The organism is Danxiaibacter flavus (genome assembly GCF_041060425.1).
Taxonomy (GTDB): domain Bacteria; phylum Bacteroidota; class Bacteroidia; order Chitinophagales; family Chitinophagaceae; genus Danxiaibacter; species Danxiaibacter flavus.
On the sequence record NZ_JAULBC010000004.1, the window covers coordinates 305,516 to 327,900 of the forward strand.

Here is a 22,385-nt window from a genome sequence, read left to right on the forward strand (position 1 = left end):
CGAACGGGTTTCAAAAAGTCTCCGTGGTTCTTAGTGCCGCCCTGCCTCTGTGTTTCAAAAAACCGCTGTGTTTCTCAGTGTCGTTCTGTCTCCGTGTTTCATAAATATCTTGCGGCTCGTTCCAAATCTTCCGGTGTATCAATCTCCACGCCCATATAATCAACAATGATCATCTTAATAGGCACACCATTTTCCAGGTAACGAAGACATTCAATCCTCTCTGCTGCTTCAAGCGGTGTCATTGGCCAGCTCGTAAAATTCAATAATGCCTGCTTGCGGAAAGCGTATACACCAATATGCTCGTAATATATAGTTGGTAATTCTTTATTACGTGGATATGGAATAACTGAGCGGCTAAAAAACAAGGCGTTCAAATTCTTATCAACAGCTACCTTAACGTAGTTTGGATCTTCAATATATTGCTGTTCTTTCAGTACCTGCATGAGGCTGGCTACCTGCACCTTCTTCCCTTCCTCTCCTTCGAATACATGCAGTATCTTTTTTAACGGCTCTTTCTTCACAAAAGGTTCATCGCCCTGTACATTCACCACTATATCAACAGCTAAATCTTCAATTGCTTCTGCAATACGGTCGCTACCACTTTCATGCTGCCTTTTACTCATCACAGCCTTCCCGCCATTATTCACGATCTCATTGAAAATAATCTCACTATCTGTCGCAACCATTACATCGTCAAACAAACCTGTAGCAACTGTATTATCATATGTATGCCTGATCACCGTTTTGTCGCCGAGCATTTGCATCAGCTTTGCAGGAAACCTTGTTGCTGCATAGCGGGCAGGAATAAGTGCCATTTTTTTCATGGATCAAAAATAATGGAAATGAGCACATGTAAGGCTTACAATGTTAGATGTACGATGTTAGAATGTACGGTGTACGGTGTACGATGTTAGATGTACGGTGTACCGCGTTAGATGTACAGTATTGGCCTGCTTCGCACAATCTTTTGACCTTTGAATTTTTACTTTTTACCCGGCGGACACAATTGCATGATGGCAACTGCACTGCTTGCTTCATAAGATTGTATTGTACCTGAAGGACATACTACATTGTAATTCCTGTAGGTAAGTCCTCTTGACGGATCCCTGTTTCCCCAGGCTTTGTTTACATTGTGCTGGATCCATGGCAAATACTCCTGCTTGCCTCCATCATTTATCAGCATCATAACATAACGCCCGAATATTGCTTTCAAAACACCTTGTTCGTTCCAATCGCCTTCGGCGGGAAGTATGCCATCCGCATTGCACATTGCGGACTTTGTATAGTCGGCAGCTTTTACCGCGTTTTCCAGGTAACCCAGGTTATTTGTGGCCTTATAAAGCAATACAGATGCACCGATAAAAGTACCTTGATTATAAGTGTAGTTATCCCAGCCCTTCCTACCATTCACATTATTATCAGCAACGCGGCCATTGGTCTTGTCATAAAGACTATCTACAGCCCAGCTATAAATCCTTGTTGCCTTTTGCAGGTAATCTTTCTCGCCAGTGAGATTGTACAAATTAACAGCCGCAATAATTGTAGGAAAGGTGATGCAGGCATTTTTACCGGTACGTTTAAAATCCCAGAATAAACCGCTGTTCACTTCGTCATAAGCGCCTTTGTATACCTTACCATCTTTATCGTAATCAAGAGATCCATCAGACGGGCCAAACAACACGCGGTGAAATCCGGATTTTGCCAGCTCTAAGTATTTATTATCCTTCGTTATCTCAAAAGCCCTTGTTAATGATATGATCCACCACATCATGTCATCATAAATAAACCATTCGGTCTTATTGTTCCAGTTGAACTTGTCATAACGATTGTATGCACCTTCATAAATATCGTCCATCAACTTTTTATACTGACTTTCATTGGTGCGGCGATATGCATCCATAGCCATATCCCAATAAATTGCCTGGCACCAGATAGCGCCGATATTCTTTTTCTCAGTTGAGCCATAATACAGTCTATCATTACTGCTGTAGAAATAATTATTGAAATTGTTATAGGCGGCTGTCGCGTCTTTATCAGTAAATGAAACTTCGTTATTATCAGGATTAGGACCGATTGGAGGTCCGTCTGTTTCACTCTTGCCGCAGTTTGCTACTAAAACTGCAAGCACTGTAATTACAAGATGCTGGTAAAATAAATGTCTCATGTTGTATCGCTTAAAAGTGTCATGGCACATCAGGCAAATAAATTGATGAACCACTTGTGTGTGGCTAAAGATAGATTATCTGACGGTTATCTTACGGATCCGGTTATTGTCCATGTCCAACACATACATATCTCCATTCTTATCAACAACAACACCGGTAGGCCTGTTGAATTTTGCATTATCGCCCATACCTTCCACAAAACCTGCGCTGGCCGCCTGCCCTGCAATTGTTTTTACTTCATTATTGCCGGTTGTGATCATACGGACACAATTACTCTTATCGCCACCTCCCTGACCACTTACATAAAGATTGCGCTTGCTATCGATAGCTATTCCCCATGGCCTGTCGAACGTCGCATTTGTTCCTATCCCATCATCACAACCGCCAACCCTGAGCTTACCGGCTATTATGCTGCCATTATCAAACTTATCCGCAGATGCGTCATAAGTATATTTAAGTACTGCCTGATCATCGTAATGCGTTGCATATATATTGCCTTGTGCGTCTATTGCAATGGTGCAGGGAAGCGAATGATTAATTACACGTTGTACTGTTCCATTCTTTAGCTGATAAACACCATCGCCATAAAAGTCCGACCAGTACACAGCACCGGTATTTTTGTTTATAACGACGGAGGTCAATTCATTGCCACCATTTCCGCTTGGGTAAGCCCATGTTGACACCATCCCATCCGGAGTAATCCTGCGAATACGTCTGCCGTTTCTTTCAGCAACGTAAATGTTGCCAGTTGCATCTACAGCGGTCCCACAGGGATTATTGAATTTTGCACTGCCAGCTTTCCCATCTTCGTATCCGTTTGCTCCGGTTCCGGCTATTGTTGTTACTGTTCCATCAAAACTAACTTTCCTGATTTTTTGATTACCTCCATCAGGCACATATACGTTCAGGCTGTCATCTACGGAAAGCTGTCCTCGTACGCCATTGAAATTGAAAGAGGCGAATGCGCCCTTTCCATCATCTGAACCGCGGTTACCCGACCCTGCTAATGTGCTTACTTCATATGAAAACAGGTAATTGAAATTGTGTTCACTTGAACCGCTCTGTTCACCTATGGTAACTACAACAGGACCATCACCCGTTTTTGCGGGCACCAAAGCCATAATCTGTTTTTCGTTTGATGCTATCACCCTGGCCTGAATGCCGTTGATGCTAACTTTAACCTGGCCGGTATCCGATGAAAAATTGCTTCCTGTAATAAGTAGCTCATTGCCTTCCTGGCCTTGTTCCGGTAAGAATTTTGAAATAGTAATCGCTGCTGAAGGATTATGTGCATATCCTTTGTCTTCTTTTTTACATGCGGTAAAAAGCAGGATAAGAACAGCGCATGAAAGTATATAATAATTGAGTTTGCTAATCATAAATTAAGTTTATGGATCAAATTAATATGTGGAAAATGGACAATAGAATGAGTTTAGTTAAGCAGGCATCTTCAACTTCGGGAGATGTCTCCTTTCGTCGACATGACGATCCTGGCTTATCAGAAAAAGTGATCATAGCAGCACTAATAACCAGCATATAATAATGTGTAAGGCTGCACCCGCATCGTCACCTCGACGACAGGAGAGGTCTCCCGAATATTGAACTGACCACGATATTTTTATGAGCGCCTGACATTAACAATTCCTAACTAAACGACATTGAATTGACATTCATAAATGACCTGGCCTTATCATTGTTTACCAGCCTGTATTTTGTACAAGCTGTTTATCGTTATTTATATCACCTGAGGGAATCGGAAATAAGTAATGCTGTTTATTGAACACACGTGTTTCGAAAACTGTCACTTTCAGAAAATCCGGCAGATCAGAACCTATGGTCAATCCATACATAGGACCGCCTTGCGTTTGTTCTGCAGTCTTCCACCTGCGCACATCAAAGTAGCGATGGTTTTCGAAGGCAAGTTCTACGCGCCTTTCCTTTCGAATTGCCAACCGCATCTCTGCCTGGTTTTCAGGTGCAGGCAGTGAAGCTGATCCATACTCCGGTACTCCGGCACGCACTCTGATCAGGTTCAGGTATTTCAGAATATCCGCGTTGCCAGGATCACTTTCATTAAGACACTCTGCATAACTTAAATACACTTCAGCCAACCGCATTAAAATAAGCGTCCTGTTATTATTATCCCACTTTCCAAAACCCATAGCCTTGCGCACCACATATCCTGTTTTTGAATAATCATTGGACGTTTTAGAACGGCCTGAATTTCCGTTGTAAAACAGTTCGGTTATGATTTCTCCGTTCTGCGTATTAAGCCACAAACTACCGTTATACGTTATGTTTACATAAAACCGCGGTTCTCTGTTTGCCCAGGAATTGTAAGTACTTCTTGATCTTGTATCCATTGGCGCCTGAAAGTTGGAATAGCCAGTTGATTGATACCCTGAAAGCGGGTCATCAATACTTCTTCCATTCGCAGTAAAGAACGCATCAACCATATTCTGTGTAGCATCTATTGCAGTACCTCCTTTTGAATCGCGGTCACCGGGTGCTCCGGAATGAAATGGTGTTAAGGCATATTGCCACGGCGCAATAGAGCAGTCTACACGAATGAATATTGCTTCCTTATTCCAGTCTTTAATAATCGCGTTCTTGCAAGACATGTATGGATCAATAACTCCATTCCTGAGCTCAACATTTAAATCATAAACAGAAGGAACAAACTGGTTGATAAATGCCAGGTAAGCATCAGCAGCTATTTTCCATTTGCTTCCATCATTAGTTTGGCTGATCAACTGCTTACCATCTTTATTTTGCAAAGCGGCATAATCCGCATTGCCGTTAAATAAAGGACTTGCTGCATACATCAGCGCCTGTGCACGTATGGCATAGCAGACTCCTTTTGTAATACGGCCGCCATCCTGTTCGGTACTTGCATAAGTAATGGGAAGATCCTGGGCGGCCTTTTCCAACTCTTCAACCACATAGGCTGTGCATTCATCATACGTGTTGCGGGGGATCTGCAAATTGGCATCCACGGGAACCGGCTTTTCGCCCAACAAAATAACCGGACCATAAATACGCATCAGGTAAAAATAGAAGATTGCCCTTAGCGCTCTGGCCTCCGCTTTATGCATTGAAATCTGTTCAGGTGAAATGCCATTAATCTTGTCTGCGTTCTCCAGAAAGATTCCGGCTGCCCTGATGGCCTGGTAATAGTTTGTCCAATAGTCAGATACCAGTCCGGTTGAAGCATCCCAACTTCCGTTGTTTAGATTATTAGCAACACGGTCTGCCCAGCTAAGCTCTGCTTCATCAGATGCACATGTCCATACGCCGGCATTCTGATTGCCGCCAGCATCCCTTTGACCATATTCGTCCGGCACCCGGCTATAGATATTTGAAAGAAACTTGTTGGCAGTCTCCCAGGATTGAAAAGTACTTTCAAGAGAGATCTTTTCTTCGGGAACCTGGCTGAGGTATTTTTTACATGAAATACAAGCAAGGGAAACTACCAATACTGTATATATTATTCTTTTCATTTGTTGCATTTTGGATTTAAAATTTCAGGTTCACGCCAAGAGATATTACCCGCACATTCGGATAGTGCGTACCATTGTCCGAATTAAGTTCCGGATCCCACAGCTTAAACTTGCTAAAGGTGAGCAGGTTAATGCCCTGTAAGTATATCGCCGAATTTTTTACACCAACTCTTTTCAGCAAGGCTGCAGGGAGGTTATACGATATCATGGCTGATTTAAGACGCATAAAACTTACGTCCTTCACCCACCATGAGCTCGTTTGATAATTGTTGGTGTTGTCTGAACCACCATATGCCAGCCGTGGATAAAAAGGATGAGGGTTTGGATTATCAGGCGTCCATCTGTCTTTGGCGATTTCAAAAACGTTACACAGCTCATCCTTAAACGGTGAAATAGCAGAACCTCCTATATGCCTGTCTGCATTGGCGATTCCCTGAAATAAAACTGCTACATTGAAAGCCTTATAGCCCACATTGAATCCGAAGCCATAAATAGTTGTTGGCACATCTCCCCTGCCGATGTACGCCACATCCTGATAGTCAATTTTGCCATCGCTGTTAAGGTCCTTATACCTGATGTCACCAGGCAGAATTTTAGATTTATCGCCGCCAGGCACAGGATTGTTATCTATGTCTTTCTGGTCCTTAAACAGGCCATCGGCGATGTATCCGAAACGTGCGAGGATATTGTGCCCACGTTTTTCCATCCAAGGATAATCCTGCGGCGGCATATCATTTTCTATCAACTTGTCTTTGTTATAGGTAAAGTTGCCACGCAAACCCAGGTTCACCTTGCCAATAGTTGTATTGTATTCGAGTGTAGCGTCAATCCCCTTATTGTCAACAACACCCAGGTTGCCATACTGCTGCTCTTTTAAGCCCATAAAAGCAACATTTGATTGTCGTTGAAGGAATATGCCTTTGCGATGCTCTTTGAATACATCTACAATAAGTGAAAGCTGATTATTTAGCGTGCGGAACTCGAAGCCAAGATCCTGCTTATTTGATATGGCCCACTGAACATTGGTACCATAACGGGTAATGCTGATGCCGCTTACATTGTTAAACGCACCGTATTTGTAGCCCGCATCATTATCGTTCAGTTTGTCAAGATAAAGGAAGCGAAGATTGGCATCACTTACCGTACCAAGTCCTGAGTTACCATTTGAATAGCGAAGCTTTAAAAAATTCACTACGTTCTTTACAGGATCAAAAAAACTTTCGTTGGATATTACCCAGCCTACACCTACTGCGGGGAAAATACCATAGCGATTATTGGGACTAAATAATTCGGAGCCATTGTAACCGATATTGAATTCTGCGAAGTATCTGTCGTCGAACGAATAGGTCGCCCTTCCTGCCAGCCCTACATACTTTTCGGGAATAGATGTCATATAATCGCCAAAGGCATTTGTTTTGTCACTTGCGTAGAACAAAGCAAGTCCGCTAACCCTATGCCTGTTAAAACTTCTGTCATAGTTAACGGCAGCTTCGCTATAGAGCAGTCGTTCCCCGCTATTACCCCTGTCGTATCCTAAATACGTCTGTTTAGGCGTATAAACGCTTAACAGTTTTAGTGTTCCGCCCGGATTGTATGGATCGCTTTTGCTGACAGTATATGTTTTATTCTCCTTACTTCTTGTTACCGTTTGATTGTTCTTACTATCAAAAGCCATCATCGCGGTTATGTTGAGTCCCTTCGTAATGAAGCCAAGATCCTGTGTGAGTCTTACGTTTGAGTAGATCTTGTTTTCATACTCATTTCGATAGCCTCTTTTTGCCAGATCTGCATAGGGATTTCGTGATCCGCCATTAGGAGAAATACCGGGTACAAAACCGCCGGGATACATTATTGGATAAATAACCGGCGTGGTTGTCATGGCTCCCTGGAAAATATCATGCGTTGCAATAGCCGGATAATTTCCGTTTGAAAAATATCCCTGCACTCCCACATCCAGCTTTGTGGTTCTTGTAATCTTGACATTAAGATTGGAGGTGAAATTGTACCTGTTGTATTTTAATGAAGAGTTGTATTTCTCCAGTTCATCGGTTTTTAAAAAGCTCCCTTCATTGTAATAGGAAAGCGAAACATAAAATTGTGTGTTTTCTACACCACCACTCACATTTATATTGGCCTTTCTAACATGCCCGGTTTTATTGAGTATAGCATCCATCCAGTCAACATTGGGATACACTAAGGGATCGAGCGCCGACACTGTTTTGTCAATGTATTCCTGCGAGTACAGGGGATTTTGGTTACGGGTTGTCAACGCCTCATTAGCCAGATGCATATAAGAAACACCATCCATCATAGCCGGCTTTTTAGTAAACGTGTTAACACCTTCATTGTAATCAAAGTACACCTGCGGCTTTCCCACTTTGCCGCTTTTTGTTTTGATAACTACCACACCGTTGGCCCCGCGTACGCCATATACCGCCGTACCCGATGCATCTTTTAGTATGGTGAACGATTCAATATCTTCAGGATCTACATTGTTTAAATCGCGCTCAACACCGTCAATTAAAATAAGCGGACTTGCACTGTTTCCCTGGCCAAAAGTGGAAATTCCTCTTATCCAAATATCTGCTGCGCTTTTTCCCGGCTCACCGCTTCGTTGTACACCTACAATACCTGCTATTCTTCCCGCCAGCATGGTGGAAATATTGGCCGCCGGCTGGTTAAGCTCTGCCGGCTTTAATGTAGACTGTGCACCTACCAGGCTTATTTTTCTTTGTTTACCAAACGCAACTACGGCTACATCTTCCAACTCCTTATCTATTCCCGGACGCATTTTAATATTGAGCATTGTTTGATTGCCCACGCGAACTTTTTCGGTAGCGTAACCTATAAGGCTAAAAACAATTACTGTTTCCTGTGAAGGCACTATAATTTTAAATTTGCCACTTGTATCTGTTGCGGTTATGGCAAGTTTGCCTTCAGCCTCTACGGTCACACCTTCTATAGGTTTGTTGTTCTCATCAACAACGATACCGGACACTATAATGTCGGCTTTTCGTGCTGCGTTGAACGTGGATGCGGTCTTTAATTCGTCTTTCCTGCTTATGACAATAATTCCGTTCACTTCTTCGAATGTGAGCGGGGTATGCTCCAATAGCTGATTCAGCACTTTATCAAGCCGCTCGTTTACAAAGCGTTGATCAGAAACAGAAAAATTGCTTAAGAGCGGGCTGTCATATGCAAAAACAATTTTGGTATTTTGTTGAAGATGTTTGATGGCGGCGTTAAGTGATCCGCTTTTGATAGCAATGGTTACATTGGTTTTGCTTAGTATTTGGTTTTCTCCAGCTTTTGCGGCAAAGAACAGCAACATACCCGTTAATAAGCAAGCGAGTTTGAGCATAGTCAATCGCGTTGCGCAAACCTTTACTGCCAAGGTTCTTTTCATTCTTTATAGCTTTAGTTTATGGAATAAAAAAAATGTTTGGCGTTATTCAAAAGGCAGCGATCGATTGGTTCTCTTTCAAAGAGTTTATTATAGTTATTTACTCATAAAATAAAATGTGGTTGCTCCCTCCACTTATTTTAAAATGATGAATTGCGGCGAGTACCTCTGCGGCTTCCATGGGTTTCATCTCCGTAGAAAGTTGCGTGGTATATCTGCTTTTTTTTATCTTGTCATGGTTGGTAGTAATAATTACGCCGAAGTTTTTTTCCACAAGAATTGCCATCTCATCAAAAGGAACATCATTGAGAACGAGGTAACCTTTTTGCCAGTCGAGTACACGGTCCTCTGTAGGCTTTACAATGAACGATCTGCTGTTCCTGTTGAAAACAAGTTCTTCATTTTTTTGCAGTTGTTTTAAACAGTGGCCATCATCTGCAACCTGCACGCTGCCACGTACAACTGCAATTGAAAAAGTTTGAATGTTCCTGTAGGCTGAGATATTAAAAGCTGTTCCCAGAACCGTTGTGGTTATCGCCTGATTTTTAATGACAAAAGGAGTTCCCTTCTGTTTGTGCACATCAAAAAATACTTCGCCATCAATTAAATCAACAATTCGTTCTTTTGAAAGATCGTCAGCAATACGGATTGTTGAGCCGGCATTAAGATTCAGCACAGTGCCATCTTTCATCCTTAACATTTTCCGTTCGCCTGTGCCTGTAGTATACGTGGTAAAAGTTTGGACAGCGCTATTCCTATAATATGCTAAATAATAAAGGATGCCCGCACCTAACAGCAGGGGCAGGAGAACCGCAGCAGCCCTCAACCACCAGTTTCGTTTTTGCCTGTAACTTTTATTAAAACTGATGCGTTGCTGAATGTCTCCCCATATTTCTGCTTTTATTTGTTTTTTTTCGGCATCGTTTATATCGAGTACTTCATCATCAAATGACCTGTACCAATAGTTCACCAGGTTCTGTTCCGGGCCATTCGCTCTTCCGTTAATGTACCGTTTAAATAAATGCCTGATCTGTGTTTTATCCAAGATGATAGTTCATTTGCTTAATATACTTATCTCATAAAATGCCGTTTGGTACTATTGCCGGAATAACTTTTTTTAAAAAATAATTTCGTGTGGGATAGCTCAATACAGATTCGCGTAATTGGACAGGAGCAAATAGTTAGGGCATGGCAGTGTTTAGCTGCAAAAATAATAGCAGGAAAGTATAGTAAGGATGAGTAGTTCATTGTCAGTTGCCCCTTTTGAACGGATGGCGCGTCTCAACCTCTTTAGAGCTTCTGTCAATTGGTTCTTCACTGTTTGTTCCGAAATGTGCAATATTTGCGCAATTTGTTTGACCGATAGATCATTCTCCCTGCTAAGCCGAAATACCTGCTGTATACGATCAGGCAACAGATTTATTTCATATTCAATGAATTCTTCCAGCTGTTTTGTTTCCAGTAATTTTTCCTCCACAACATCCGGCATCGCATCAAAGAGTTCAGCTTTTTCTATATGGGCAAATCTGTCTGTGTAGTAACTAATGATCCTGTATTTCAGTGCGGTAAATAAATACCTGCTTAACTCTCCGTTCTCATCGGTAACAATAAACATTCTCCGGAGCCATAATGTTGTCATAACTTCCTGCACCAGGTCCTTTGCATCGTTCACCCCTACGCGTTTAGCAGCACGCATGTATAACGGCTCCCAATATTTATCGTACAAAGCTTTAAAGGCGCCAATATTTTCTTCCCGAAGGGATTGTAGCAGGTTTGCATCACTTTCGTATGACTTTTCGACATGCATGCTAACGTTGGTAGGGTTGAATCTTAAAGGTAAAGTTGATTACGAGGTAAAATTCCTTTTTTTTCTCCTAAAACAAAAAAAGACTATCCGTACTCTATGGCCGGACTTATAAATAAATGCCACTTCCCCTTTAAAACATCCCCGTTCTAAACCAACTGCCCCGGCCAACGTTTTATTTATAACGCTCACTAAAAACCGGTATTATGAAAAATATGTTTTTACTGCTGGCCGCACTGTGTATGTACACTACGGCTCTTACTCAAGTGGCTGATTCACTGCACCTGGATACGACCATAAATAAAGGCAAGGCCATTGTATTCAAAAACGATACGTTGTTTAAAGTATACACGTCCCTGGCCAATATAACTCCGGAAGAAAGGGCTACATTAATACAATACCGTCTCAACCGCATTGCGGCACTTGATCACTTCGACCAGGACAAACTGACCATTGTAAAAGACTCTGCGGGCATGTACAACCTGGCATATGACGGCGCTATTATTATTTATGTGAGTGATAAAGATGCAGCCGCAAACAATATTTCCGCAGAGCGTCTTGCCAAAAACTACCAGGTGATCATCAGGGACAAAATGTTAGCCTATTTTGCCTTTAAGGAACCCGGGAGCATTGCTATATCAGCCGCCGAAGCGATTGGGATAATTGTTGCGCTTATTCTTGTAATATATATTGTTAACAAGCTGGTTAAAGTGCTTACAAGAAAATACATTCTGCAGAAACCACTGCCACCAGTTCAGCTTAATAAATACCAGCTTATTTCGCCTCAAAGATACCGGGCGATTCTTTTACGGCTCATAGGCTTGTTGAGATGGTTATTTATCATATTTGTCGTCTATATTTCCCTGCCGCTAATATTTAGCCTGTTTCCCTGGACGAGAAGTTTTGCGGACAGCCTGCTGGACTTTGTTATTAACCCTATGATCTCGATTGTAAAAAGCTTCGTCAGCTATTTTCCCAACATGATCACTATACTGGTGATTTTTCTTGTAACCCGTTATGCGGTGAAACTCGTCAGGTTTTTCGCGGAAGAAATAACAAAAGGAAGGCTCACTATAGCAGGCTTTTACGCTGATTGGGCCATGCCAACTTTCAATATTATCAAAGCACTGATGTACATCTTTATGTTTGTCGCCATATTTCCTTATCTGCCAGGCGCAAACTCAAAAATATTTCAAGGTGTGTCTGTTTTCCTGGGCATACTTTTCTCTATCGGATCTTCATCAGCAATAGCAAATGTTGTTGCAGGTATAGTGATCACCTACATGCGTCCTTTTAAAATAGGAGACAGAGTTAAAATAGGCGATGTAACTGGAGATGTGCTGGAAAAAAACCTGTTGGTCACCAGGATAATAACGATCAAGAACGAAGAGATAACCATGCCTAATGCCAACATTCTTACAGGAGGAACTACCAATTATTCTTCGCTTGCAAAACAACAAGGGCTCATACTGCATACAACGATAACCATTGGTTATGATGCACCCTGGCAACAAGTGCAGGCATTGCTGATAAAGGCTGCAAAAGCAACCGTTGGTGTTAAGGAAGATCCTTCTCCTTTTGTGCTGCAAACAAGCCTGGATGACTATTATGTTTCTTATCAGCTAAATGCATATACAGAGCAGCCACAAATTATGCAGGATTTATATTCTTTACTGCACCAGAACATCCAGGATTGTTTTAACGAAGCAGGCGTAGAAATTATGTCACCCGCCTATCATTCATTGAGAGATGGTAACACCATTGCAATTCCTCCGGATTATCGTCCCGAAGGTTATGAGCCGGATCATTTCACCATTTCATCTATCAATAATGCTAAAAAGTAAGCGTATAAGTAATTCTCTTCAGCTCAATCTCTGCAGCTTTTGCGGCATAAGCAAGATTGACTAACAAATAACCGGCATTTTCAAAGCTTTTCTGCGCCTCTCTTACTTCGAGTATTGTAGCCTGTCTTAGCTCAAAACGAAGCATGGTGAGATCAAGCAGTTTTTGTGCGAGTTTGTAATTGTCTGTCTGTGATATGTATTGCTGTAATGTATTGATGTAAGCCTGGTACGTTTTAACCGCATTAGCCGAATAATCACGGATTAGGGTCTGCTTTTGCAATGTTGCATTCTTAACATCTATCTCAGCTACTTTTTGCTGACGCTTATAAGCCGATCCGTTATAGATGGGAACCGCCAGCGTAAGGCCTAATGTGGGGCCATAAGTCTGGTTGAGCAAGGTAAAACCCGCACCGCTCTGGCTGCGACTATAACTTAAACCTGTGTTGAAGCGAAGGGCAGGATAGCGCTGCGCGGCAACTTCTTTTACTATATACTGGTTGATCTTGATCTGCTGGTCAGCAGCAATAATGTCTGGATTGGTAGTAAGTTTTGTTAGAACTGAGTCCAGCTGAAGACTGTTATCTACCAATATTGTATCACTGACTGTAATTACAGAATCCGCATTCAATGTAAGCAGGGTAAGCAGATCAGCCTTGGCATTTTCTATCACCAGCTCCTGGGATTGTTTTGCCTGTAATAAAGTATTGAGGTCGATCTGCGCGAGGTAAATATCCGCATTGTTTGCCAACCCCGCAGATTTCCTTACCTGCAATATTTTGAGTTGTTCCTGCGATGCTTCGATGGATTGCTGAATAGTTTTGGTGTAACTCTGTTGCCGTACAATATCAAAATACTTGGTCATTACACCGGCAATGGTGTTCATCACCTGGGAATTAAGTACCTGCTCACTCTGATTTTGCAACTCCTGTAAACGCTTTTTTGTTGAAACTACATGCATGCCGTTGTACAAAAGCATGGTTGCTGTAACGGCTGCGTTGGTGCTATTGGCAGCGACTCCCGTTCGGTCTGTGGTGGTGCCGTTGGATAGCTTCTGGTTTAATGTTGTAATCTGTTCAAGATTTGACGCAGAGCCTGTAACAACAGGCAATCCACCAGCCACACCGTAATTGTTTAATATAGTATTTTGTTCAACCGAATTTTTTGCCAGTTGTATATCAAGACTGTTCTTCAACGCAATGCTGATCGCATCCTGCAGATTCAACTGCTGCTGGGCGCCTGCATGTAAACTGAACAGTAATAGTATACAAAGAATTTTTTTCATGTTTGTGTTTATAAAAGAAAGTTATGCGTTTTACGTTTTACGTTTTTTAGAGCGAAGACTAAATCGGGTAAAGCCTTCTGTTTTTAACTTCATAATTACTTGCTTCGCTGATATCAACGTATAACGTAAAACTTATTACTTAAAAGTTATTCCGTTATATTGGTTTTATGTGCCTTATGTTTTCCTGATAAAAATGTATAGATCGCAGGAATAACAAATAACGTAAGGATAAGCGAAAATATGATGCCGCCAACAACTACAATACCCAACGGAATCCTGCTCGTTGACGCTGCACCAAGGCTCAGTGCGATAGGCAACGCTCCAAGAGATGTTGCAAGACTTGTCATTAAGATCGGCCTTAAACGCTGTTGTGCTGCTTCTACAACCGCTTCCATTTTCGACAATCCCATCTCTCTTTTCTGGTTAGCAAATTCTACAATTAAGATACCATTCTTGGTTACAAGCCCGATCAGCATGATCATTCCAATCTCTGAAAAGATGTTCAGGGTTTGACCAAACAGCCACAAGCTCAATAACGCCCCTGCAAAAGCCAGAGGTACTGTAAACATGATACTCAGTGGATCCACAAAACTTTCGAACTGCGCGGCCAGGATAAGATAAATGAGTATCAGCGCCAATCCAAATGCAAACAGGATGTTTGAAGAGCTTTCCACATAGTCACGCGAAGAACCACTTAAAGCAGTTTGAAAACTGGGATCGAGTAATTTATTGGCTATTCCCTGCATGGCCTGTATACCATCGCCAATGGTATAACCTTCAGATAACGAAGCAGAAATTGTGGCAGCCTTATACCTGTTAAAGTGAAACAATGTAGACGGATTTGTGCTCTCCTGCATATTGACAACTGCATCCAATGGAATATTTTGTCCACTCGCATTTTTTACGTAGAGTTTTTCGATATCTGCCGGTTTGTTACGCACCGGTCTGTCCACCTGGCCTATCACCTGGTATTGATATCCGTTCATGATGAAGTATGCCATTCTTCCTCCGCTAAAGGCTGACTGCATGGTTGCAATAACATCTGCTGTTGAAAGACCAAGATCCTTAATCTTCATCCTGTCCACAGTTATCCGCAGCTCAGGCTTGTTGAACTTCAGGTTAACATCCACGTTGGCAAATGTTTTATCCTTCCTGGCTTCTTCCAAAAATTTTGGAATGATGTCTTTCAGTTTATTTATATCCTGGTTCTGCAATACGAACTGAACAGGTAAGCTTGTTCTGGCACCGGAACCAACAGAGATGGTTTGCTCCTGGATGGCAAAAATTCTTGCCTCATTAAATCGTCCCAGCTTACGTTGAAGATCATTCACGATTTCGTTCTGACTGCGTTTTCTGAGCTTGGGATCTACAAGACCAATACGGGGCTGCGAAGTATTTACCGAACCTCCGGCAGGAGTTCTTGCAAAAACGAAATCCCTTTCAGGAACAGAGTCATATAAGAAATCTGCAAATTTTGAAGTAAGCTTGTCCATCGCGCTGAAACTTGTTCCTTCAGCGCCGGTGGCAGTAAAGCGGATACTGCTTCTGTCCTCAAGCGGGGCGATCTCACTTTTTAGATTTCTAAACACCAGGAATATGCATGCTACACACAAAAGAATAATGACAACTGCAGCCCATCTGACTTTCATGAATTTTTCCAGCAGGCGTCTATAACCGTTTTCCATGCCCTGGAAGAAAGGTTCGGTTTTCATGTAGAACCAACCATGAGAACTATCCTTTCTGGTAAGATATACGTTCAATACAGGGGTAATCGTAAGCGATACAAAGGCCGAGATTAATACCGCGGCAGCAAGTACAACACCAAATTCACGGAACAGCCTTCCGACAAATCCTTCAAGGAAAATTACCGGAAGAAACACGACTGCTAACGTGATAGAGGTTGAGATAACCGCAAAAAAGATTTCTTTACTTCCTTCCAATGCAGCTTTACGGATTGGCAGCCCTTCTTCTAATTTCCGGAAGATGTTTTCCGTTACAACAATACCATCATCCACCACAAGTCCCGTTGCCAACACAATCCCGAGCAACGTTAGGATATTGATGGAGAATCCGGCAATATACATAATGAAGAACGTTGCGATCAGCGAGATGGGGATATCTATCAAAGGTCTTATTGCGATCAACCAGTTTCTGAAGAAGAAGAAGATAACCAACACCACAAGCCCAAATGCTATCAGTAGTGTTTCCTCAACCTCTGCAAGAGAGTGGCGGATGTTGAGCGTGTTATCGATAAGCACGTTAACCTCAACGCCGGATTTGTTAGAAGCTTTTATTTCGTCAAGCCTTTTGTATAATTCGTCTGCAATTGCAATGTTGTTAGCACCGGGCTGAGGAACGATCGCAAGGCCTACTGCGTTAACACCATTGTATCTCCAGCTTTGCTCCATTTGTTCAGGACCAAGTTCTACGCGCGCGATATCATTCAATCTTACAATACCTGCGGAATCCTGTCTGATAATCAGGTCCCGGAACTGCTGTTCAGATGTAAGCCTTCCCAATGTGCGGATGGTTAATTCGGTATTATCACCATATATCTTTCCCGGGGGAAGCTCAACGTTTTCGGTTCTTAAAGCAAGGCTTATATCGGTAAACGCAATATTATAGGCGCTCATTTTGTCCGGGTTAAGCCATAAACGCATTGCGTAACGTTTCTGGCCGAAGATGAATACAGAGCTAACATCATTGATGGTTTGAAGCTGCTGTTGCAATACGTTTTCCGCATAATCGCTCAGCTGCATTAATCCTTTAGTGCGGCTTTGTACTGCGAGGATAACGATGGGATCACTATTGGCATCTGCCTTGGCAACAACGGGGGGCGCATCTATGTCGAGCGGAAGACTTCGCTGAGCCTGGCTCACTTTATCACGTACATCACTCGCTGCAGCTTCAAGATCCACACCCAGGTTAAACTCTACGGTTATCTGGCTGCTTCCTAATGAGCTGGAAGAGGTGATTGTTCTGATACCAGGGATACCGTTGATCTGTTTTTCCAGTGGTTCGGTTATCTGGCTTTCTATAATGTCGGGGTTCGCTCCCGTGTAAGAAGTGGTAACTGTAATGATTGGCGGATCAATTGCCGGATAATCCCTTACAGCCAGAAATGTGTAGCCGACAATTCCAAACAGGATGATCATAAGATTCATCACTGTGGCCAATACAGGGCGTTTCAGCGATAATTCAGAAATATTCATGAGCGATGAATAGGATGTTTAATGGATACAGTGCAGCGGGTGTAACTAATTACTGGGTTTGTGATGCCAGTTGTTCAAGCGTTTTAACGCTCCGTACTTTTAATTCAGCTTTAGGCCTTGCAAATAACACACCAGTAACAACCACCGAATCTCCTTCTTTAACACCGGTAGTTACTTCTACATTATCTGCTTCACGCTCCCCTGTTTGCACCGTCACAAAAGCAGCATGACCGTTCTTAACCAATACAACCTGTTTATTTTTATCGTCCGGAATAATGCAGTTGGTAGGAATCATAATGGCTTTCTTATCAACACCTGCATTTACATACATTTTTACAAATGCTCCCGGATTTGCTGTTCCATTCAAAAGAATAGTCCGCACTTTAAGATTACGCGTTGCCTGGTTAATCTGAGGCTCAATGGCAACTATTTCAGCTTTTTGATTTTTATCCGCAGATACATCCACTTTTACGTCAACAATATTGCCAACCTTAATGATATTACTGTATTGTTCAGGCAAAGTAAAATCAATCTTGATCTTGCTTACCTGTTGCATAGTGGCGATAACCGTTGCTGAAGAAACATACGCGCCTGGGCTTACCTGTCTTAAACCCACAACACCATCAAAAGGTGCTTTCACTACTGCTTTATCAATCAAAGCCTGCGTATATTGTATATCCGCTTTATAACCATTTACCTGGTTTAGAGCTGCATCGTAATCGCTTTGGTTAATTCCTTCTACTGCAAGCAATTGCCTGTAGCGTTGTTCTGTTTTTTCTGCCAGATCCAATAACACTTTGCTTTTTTCCAGTTGTGCACGCAGATCGGCATCATTGACCCTCGCAATAACAGTTCCTTTAGAAACACTCTGACCTTCCGGAACGCTTAGATAAATGAGGCGACCGGCAATTTCCGGGCGAAGTTCTACATACTCATTTGCCACAACTGTTCCGTTGGCTTCAATAATATTGTTTATACTTTGATTGGATGCAACAATAACATCGACAATAGGCGTAGTTTGACCACTTTTAGGCGGATCCTGCTTTTTTCCACTGCAAGAAAGTAAACATAGTGGCAGGGAAAGGCTACATATAGTATTCCTAAACAGAACTTTATATTCCATGATAACTTTTTCTGGGGCCAATAAAGATAGAAAGATTTAAACCGATTTAAGCGGTCTTTAATATTGCTCGGTGAACAGGGGGGAAAATAAGGTGAAGAGAGCTATCAGCTATTAGCTATCAGCTTTCAGCTCTTTGCTGTCTCGTCTTAAAGTACTGACGTCTATAAAAAGTTGTTTGCAGATTTCTGGGCTTACATTATGACTATTTAATATGAAGCTTTCTCTTTGTTTGAATAAAAAAGCTCGCGTAAATCGCGAGCTTAATCTTTTAAAAGAACTGCACTCAAGAGAACTTTTAGCTTCTCAACAGCAGCTGATAGCTGATAGCTAAAAGCTGACAGCTATTCATACACTTGTTCAATGTGTGTGAGCTTACCATCTTTAGTAACACCTTCAACTATAACCCTGTATTTTTCAGTGATATCATTGTTATAGAATGTAAGCCTGATTTTATGGTTTTCCTGGGTAGTAAGCACGTAAGGATTCCAGTATAAGGTGGAGCGCACGTCACTATGTTCATTTCTTTCGTCGAATGTTTCATAGTTAGGCGAATAAAATTCTTTCATTGTTGAATAACCCCAAACAATTTTTGTTGGGAGACCTTTGCCCGGAGCCTGCTTTACATCGCCACCTTTACGGGTGTACACCGCAATTGCACCATTGCTACCCCCACCAAAGCTACCGAAAAAAGGAGGCGTAAATGCCTTAACATAAGCTACGTCGGGCATGGGGATATTTTGCAGTTGCTGAACATCTACTTTCATTTCGTCAAGGTAAACATCAGGCGCGCCGCCCCTCCACATCAGGCTTGTGTTGGAAGGAGCTCCTGTTATTTGTAAACCGGCAACACGTCCCTGCAGATAAGTAAAGATATTCATCTGGCCTTGTGCTGCTATATCGTTCGCAACATCAAAACTTGTGGAATTGCCACCGGAAAATAATCCGGATGTATATTTTTCATCAAGCACCTGTTGTGGTGATTTAGTTCTTGATTTAACGGTAACACCTTCGAGTGTAGTGCCTTGCAATAACTTTTCCAGGCGCGCCTGTTCGTCAGCAAAGTATTTTGCCCTGGCATTGCCGGTAGTATCGTTAAGCATATAAGCAAAAAGGCTTTTATTAAGACTAACCTTGCCCGGGGTTGTAAGCAATCCGCTTGTAAACCTGACCTCAACCGCAGATTCTAATCCTCTTGCCTTACCAAACTGGTAATGGATCTTTAAGGAATCGAAAAATACGAAGCCTGGCTGTTTAAATGATCCATCCTTCGCAATCGGAAATGTAAGCATCTGTGTTGATGAATCTTTACCCTGCACAATAGCAAACAGATCACCGGATTCACGCATTTGCATTGGGGTAGCACCGAAAACTTTACCTCCGAGTTCTGCATACGCTGTGTCTGCAGGATACTTTATCTGAGGCAGAATGCCTTTAGCCAGTTCGCCCCATTTAAACCTGCGCCATCCGTTGGTGAGCATTACATAATCCAGGTTATTTCTAACGGTATCGTTATCTGAAGAAAAATAATACCAGGGATTGTGTATATATCCTTTCAGTTCACTTCCCAGTAACAAATGAGAAACAAGGTTGTTGCTACTGTCTGCAGCAATACCTGCATCTGTAACGGCCACAGAAAGATTAGCAGCAACAGTGTCCGGTAAATCTATTTCTAATGTATTCTTGCCACGTTTGCCAAGATTTAATGAATAAAAATCGACATTCGGTTTAAATATTGCGTCGTTGTTGTTCACAAAACAAATACGTTCTGCCACGGGAGTGTATGAATCATCAAACAATGTAACCTGCAGGATACCGCTTGGCAATTGTGCTGTAGGAATTGAGCCTCCGATAGCGGATGTTTCTTCCAGCCTTACATTGGCCTTATATACCAACTGCTGGTAAGTGGTTGCAATAATATGCAGTTGTTTTAAAGCGGCCGGAACATTTTCACTTCTTTTAATAAGAAAGTTAGCCTTGCCCTGGCTGGGGATGATAGCGACAGTTGCTCCGAAAGTTTTAGCTGCAGGCAACGGTGTTTCATAAGCATTGTTTGCGTCATCTGTCCATTTGGCTTTATAAGTTACTCCTGCCGCAGGTTCCAGCGTAAATACACCCATGCCATCATGTACACTTGCAAATTTGCCAACGGTCTCGCCTTTGCTGCTGACAATGGTACCCTTTGCTTTTACCGGCTCTCCTATCTCGTTCGTAGCCTTAAATGCAACTTTTGAAGAAATGCCTTCAATTAAATCGCCTCCTTCCGGGAAAAACTGAATGAGAGACTTAAACTTAACCGGCTGTGCAGTACCCGCAGAAGCTTTCTTTGGTGCTATTCTTATTGCTTTATTGAAAAGAAATGCAGTGTCGAAGTTCAACATCCATTTAGTATATGCCCTTGCATTGATGATCTTTCCGGTATAGCCGGCCGGTATGTCTAACTGACCACGCGCTGAAGATTCAATAATGGGCGACGATGTATGTTGGATGAGATTGCCGTCAGCATCCGTCCAGTCAATGTAAAAACTTTTACTTATTTCGGAATTTTCAATGCCTGCCATCAGATAGGCTTTAAACCAAATAGTTTCTCCGGGAGAATATAACCCTTTGTCAAATTGTATATATACACGTTCCTGTAAATAATCACTTCCATATCTGGCCATGGCTGTATCCAACGCAGTTTGCGCTTTGGCAAAAGAAAAAAGTCCTGCACAGAAAATGGTAAACAACAGGCCTCTTTTAAAAACTACATGCTTCATATTACGAGATTGCTTAATTCTTATAGAAGGAATAAAAATAAAACGATTCAAATATATTATAACAACCTTAACAATTTGTGTAGAACGTTTTTTGCGGAACCACGGAGGCACAGGCGACACAATGGAACGCGGCTTTTTTGCCACAAAGACTCGAAGACCAAAGAAGTACAAAGTTTTTTTGAAACCGAGGCACGAAGAGCACAAAAAGAATCACGGGATTTTGGAAAGCCACAAATACGTGAAGAGCATCAAACAAGGCAAAGGAATATTAAAATCTATACTTAGTGCTCCTTAGTGTTTTTGTGGCTTAGTGGTTCCCCGAAAAGAAATATCCTGTGTTCTTGGGTCTTCTTCTTTCCATAAAATTGCTAACTTAACATCCATGAGAAAATTGATGACCGCCCTGCTTGCATTAGTATGCGTAACTGCTTATTCACAAAAAACGGACAAAAAGTTAGAAACACAGATCAATGAGATCATTAAAGGATTTAACGGCGATGTTGGTGTTTACGTGCATGATCTCAAACACAACAAGATCGTTGCCATCAATGCTGACACTGTTTTTCCGACCGCAAGTATTGTCAAGATCCCCATTTTGCTAGGCATCATGCGTAAGATTCAGGATGGAGAGCTGAAATACCATCAACGAGTTGTCTATAAAGACTCCTTGTATTATAGCGAAGGGGATGATATTCTTTCAAATTTTAAGGAAGGATCCCAAATTGAACTGAGTAAAGTAATGATGCTGATGCTTACTATTAGTGATAACTGTGCGAGCTTGTGGCTACAAGGCCTTTCGGGTTCCGGAACGCGCATTAACCAGATACTTGACAGCATGGGATTAAAGAGTACGCGCGTGAACAGTCGCACGCCCGGAAGGGAACAAAACAGGTCGGTCTACGGATGGGGGCAAACCTCACCCCGCGAAATTGCATGGGTAATGGAGCAAATAGTTAACGGACGTGTATTTACAAAAGAGGCCAGCGATAAAATGCTTCGCTTGCTCAGCCGTCAATACTGGGATGAAGAAGCAATCTCTCAAATTCCGGCAGGTGTTTTTGTGGCAGATAAAAATGGCGCCGTAGATGCCAGCCGGAATGAAATACTTTACGTAAACGGCAAGAAAGCACCTTACATACTAAGCATCTTTACAAAAAATAATAAGGACAATAGCTGGGAGCCAACAAATGAAGCCTGGGTTATGACAAGGAAGATTTCAGCCTTAGTATGGAAGTATTTGAATGAATAGGCCCGCGCATCAAATGAAACGTGGGCCTTCTGATATCTTCAGAACGA

At 42.1% G+C, this 22,385-nt stretch carries 13 protein-coding genes; 2 read left to right on the forward strand and 11 right to left on the reverse strand.

The window, feature by feature from the left end; translation table 11 throughout:
- Window positions 1-98 precede the first annotated feature (98 nt).
- From kdsB to QTN47_RS14005, 7 genes are all read right to left on the reverse strand, one after another.
- Window positions 99-824 carry a 3-deoxy-manno-octulosonate cytidylyltransferase gene (kdsB, locus tag QTN47_RS13975; RefSeq protein ID WP_369330010.1) on the reverse strand — a complete coding sequence of 242 codons (726 nt, stop codon included), beginning with the start codon at window positions 822-824 and terminating at the stop codon, window positions 99-101.
- A gap of 158 nt (window positions 825-982) precedes the next feature.
- On the reverse strand, window positions 983-2,164 hold the full coding sequence (locus QTN47_RS13980) for a glycoside hydrolase family 76 protein (protein WP_369330011.1): 1,182 nt from the start codon (window positions 2,162-2,164) through the stop codon (window positions 983-985).
- A 75-nt stretch (window positions 2,165-2,239) separates the two neighbouring features.
- Window positions 2,240-3,544 carry an IPT/TIG domain-containing protein gene (locus QTN47_RS13985; protein ID WP_369330012.1) on the reverse strand — a complete coding sequence of 435 codons (1,305 nt, stop codon included), beginning with the start codon at window positions 3,542-3,544 and terminating at the stop codon, window positions 2,240-2,242.
- Between the two features lie 318 nt (window positions 3,545-3,862).
- Window positions 3,863-5,665 (reverse strand): RagB/SusD family nutrient uptake outer membrane protein, encoded by a 1,803-nt coding sequence (locus QTN47_RS13990; RefSeq protein ID WP_369330013.1) that lies wholly within the window; start codon window positions 5,663-5,665, stop codon window positions 3,863-3,865.
- A gap of 16 nt (window positions 5,666-5,681) precedes the next feature.
- A complete protein-coding gene (locus tag QTN47_RS13995) occupies window positions 5,682-9,071 on the reverse strand; it encodes a TonB-dependent receptor (protein WP_369330014.1) in 3,390 nt (1,129 codons plus the stop codon).
- Window positions 9,072-9,168: 97 nt separating this feature from the next.
- Complete coding sequence (locus QTN47_RS14000; RefSeq protein WP_369330015.1) at window positions 9,169-10,113, reverse strand: FecR family protein; 945 nt, start codon at window positions 10,111-10,113, stop codon at window positions 9,169-9,171.
- A 153-nt stretch (window positions 10,114-10,266) separates the two neighbouring features.
- Window positions 10,267-10,875 (reverse strand): RNA polymerase sigma factor, encoded by a 609-nt coding sequence (locus QTN47_RS14005; protein WP_369330016.1) that lies wholly within the window; start codon window positions 10,873-10,875, stop codon window positions 10,267-10,269.
- A 203-nt stretch (window positions 10,876-11,078) separates the two neighbouring features.
- Between QTN47_RS14005 and QTN47_RS14010 the strand changes: the two genes are divergently transcribed.
- Entirely contained in the window at window positions 11,079-12,716 is a 1,638-nt protein-coding gene (locus QTN47_RS14010; protein ID WP_369330017.1) for a mechanosensitive ion channel family protein, read from the forward strand.
- Here QTN47_RS14010 and QTN47_RS14015 read toward each other — a convergent pair.
- From QTN47_RS14015 to QTN47_RS14030, 4 genes are all read right to left on the reverse strand, one after another.
- Window positions 12,706-13,998, reverse strand: a complete 1,293-nt coding sequence (locus tag QTN47_RS14015) for a TolC family protein (protein WP_369330018.1) — start codon at window positions 13,996-13,998, stop codon at window positions 12,706-12,708. The genes QTN47_RS14010 and QTN47_RS14015 overlap by 11 nt on opposite strands.
- A gap of 146 nt (window positions 13,999-14,144) precedes the next feature.
- Complete coding sequence (locus QTN47_RS14020; protein ID WP_369330019.1) at window positions 14,145-17,210, reverse strand: efflux RND transporter permease subunit; 3,066 nt, start codon at window positions 17,208-17,210, stop codon at window positions 14,145-14,147.
- Window positions 17,211-17,259: 49 nt separating this feature from the next.
- A complete protein-coding gene (locus QTN47_RS14025) occupies window positions 17,260-18,333 on the reverse strand; it encodes an efflux RND transporter periplasmic adaptor subunit (RefSeq protein ID WP_369330020.1) in 1,074 nt (357 codons plus the stop codon).
- A gap of 341 nt (window positions 18,334-18,674) precedes the next feature.
- Window positions 18,675-21,089 (reverse strand): hypothetical protein, encoded by a 2,415-nt coding sequence (locus QTN47_RS14030; protein WP_369330021.1) that lies wholly within the window; start codon window positions 21,087-21,089, stop codon window positions 18,675-18,677.
- Between the two features lie 382 nt (window positions 21,090-21,471).
- Between QTN47_RS14030 and QTN47_RS14035 the strand changes: the two genes are divergently transcribed.
- Window positions 21,472-22,338: a serine hydrolase gene (locus QTN47_RS14035; protein ID WP_369330022.1), complete on the forward strand. Its 867-nt coding sequence runs from the start codon at window positions 21,472-21,474 to the stop codon at window positions 22,336-22,338.
- The last annotated feature ends 47 nt before the right edge of the window (window positions 22,339-22,385 follow it).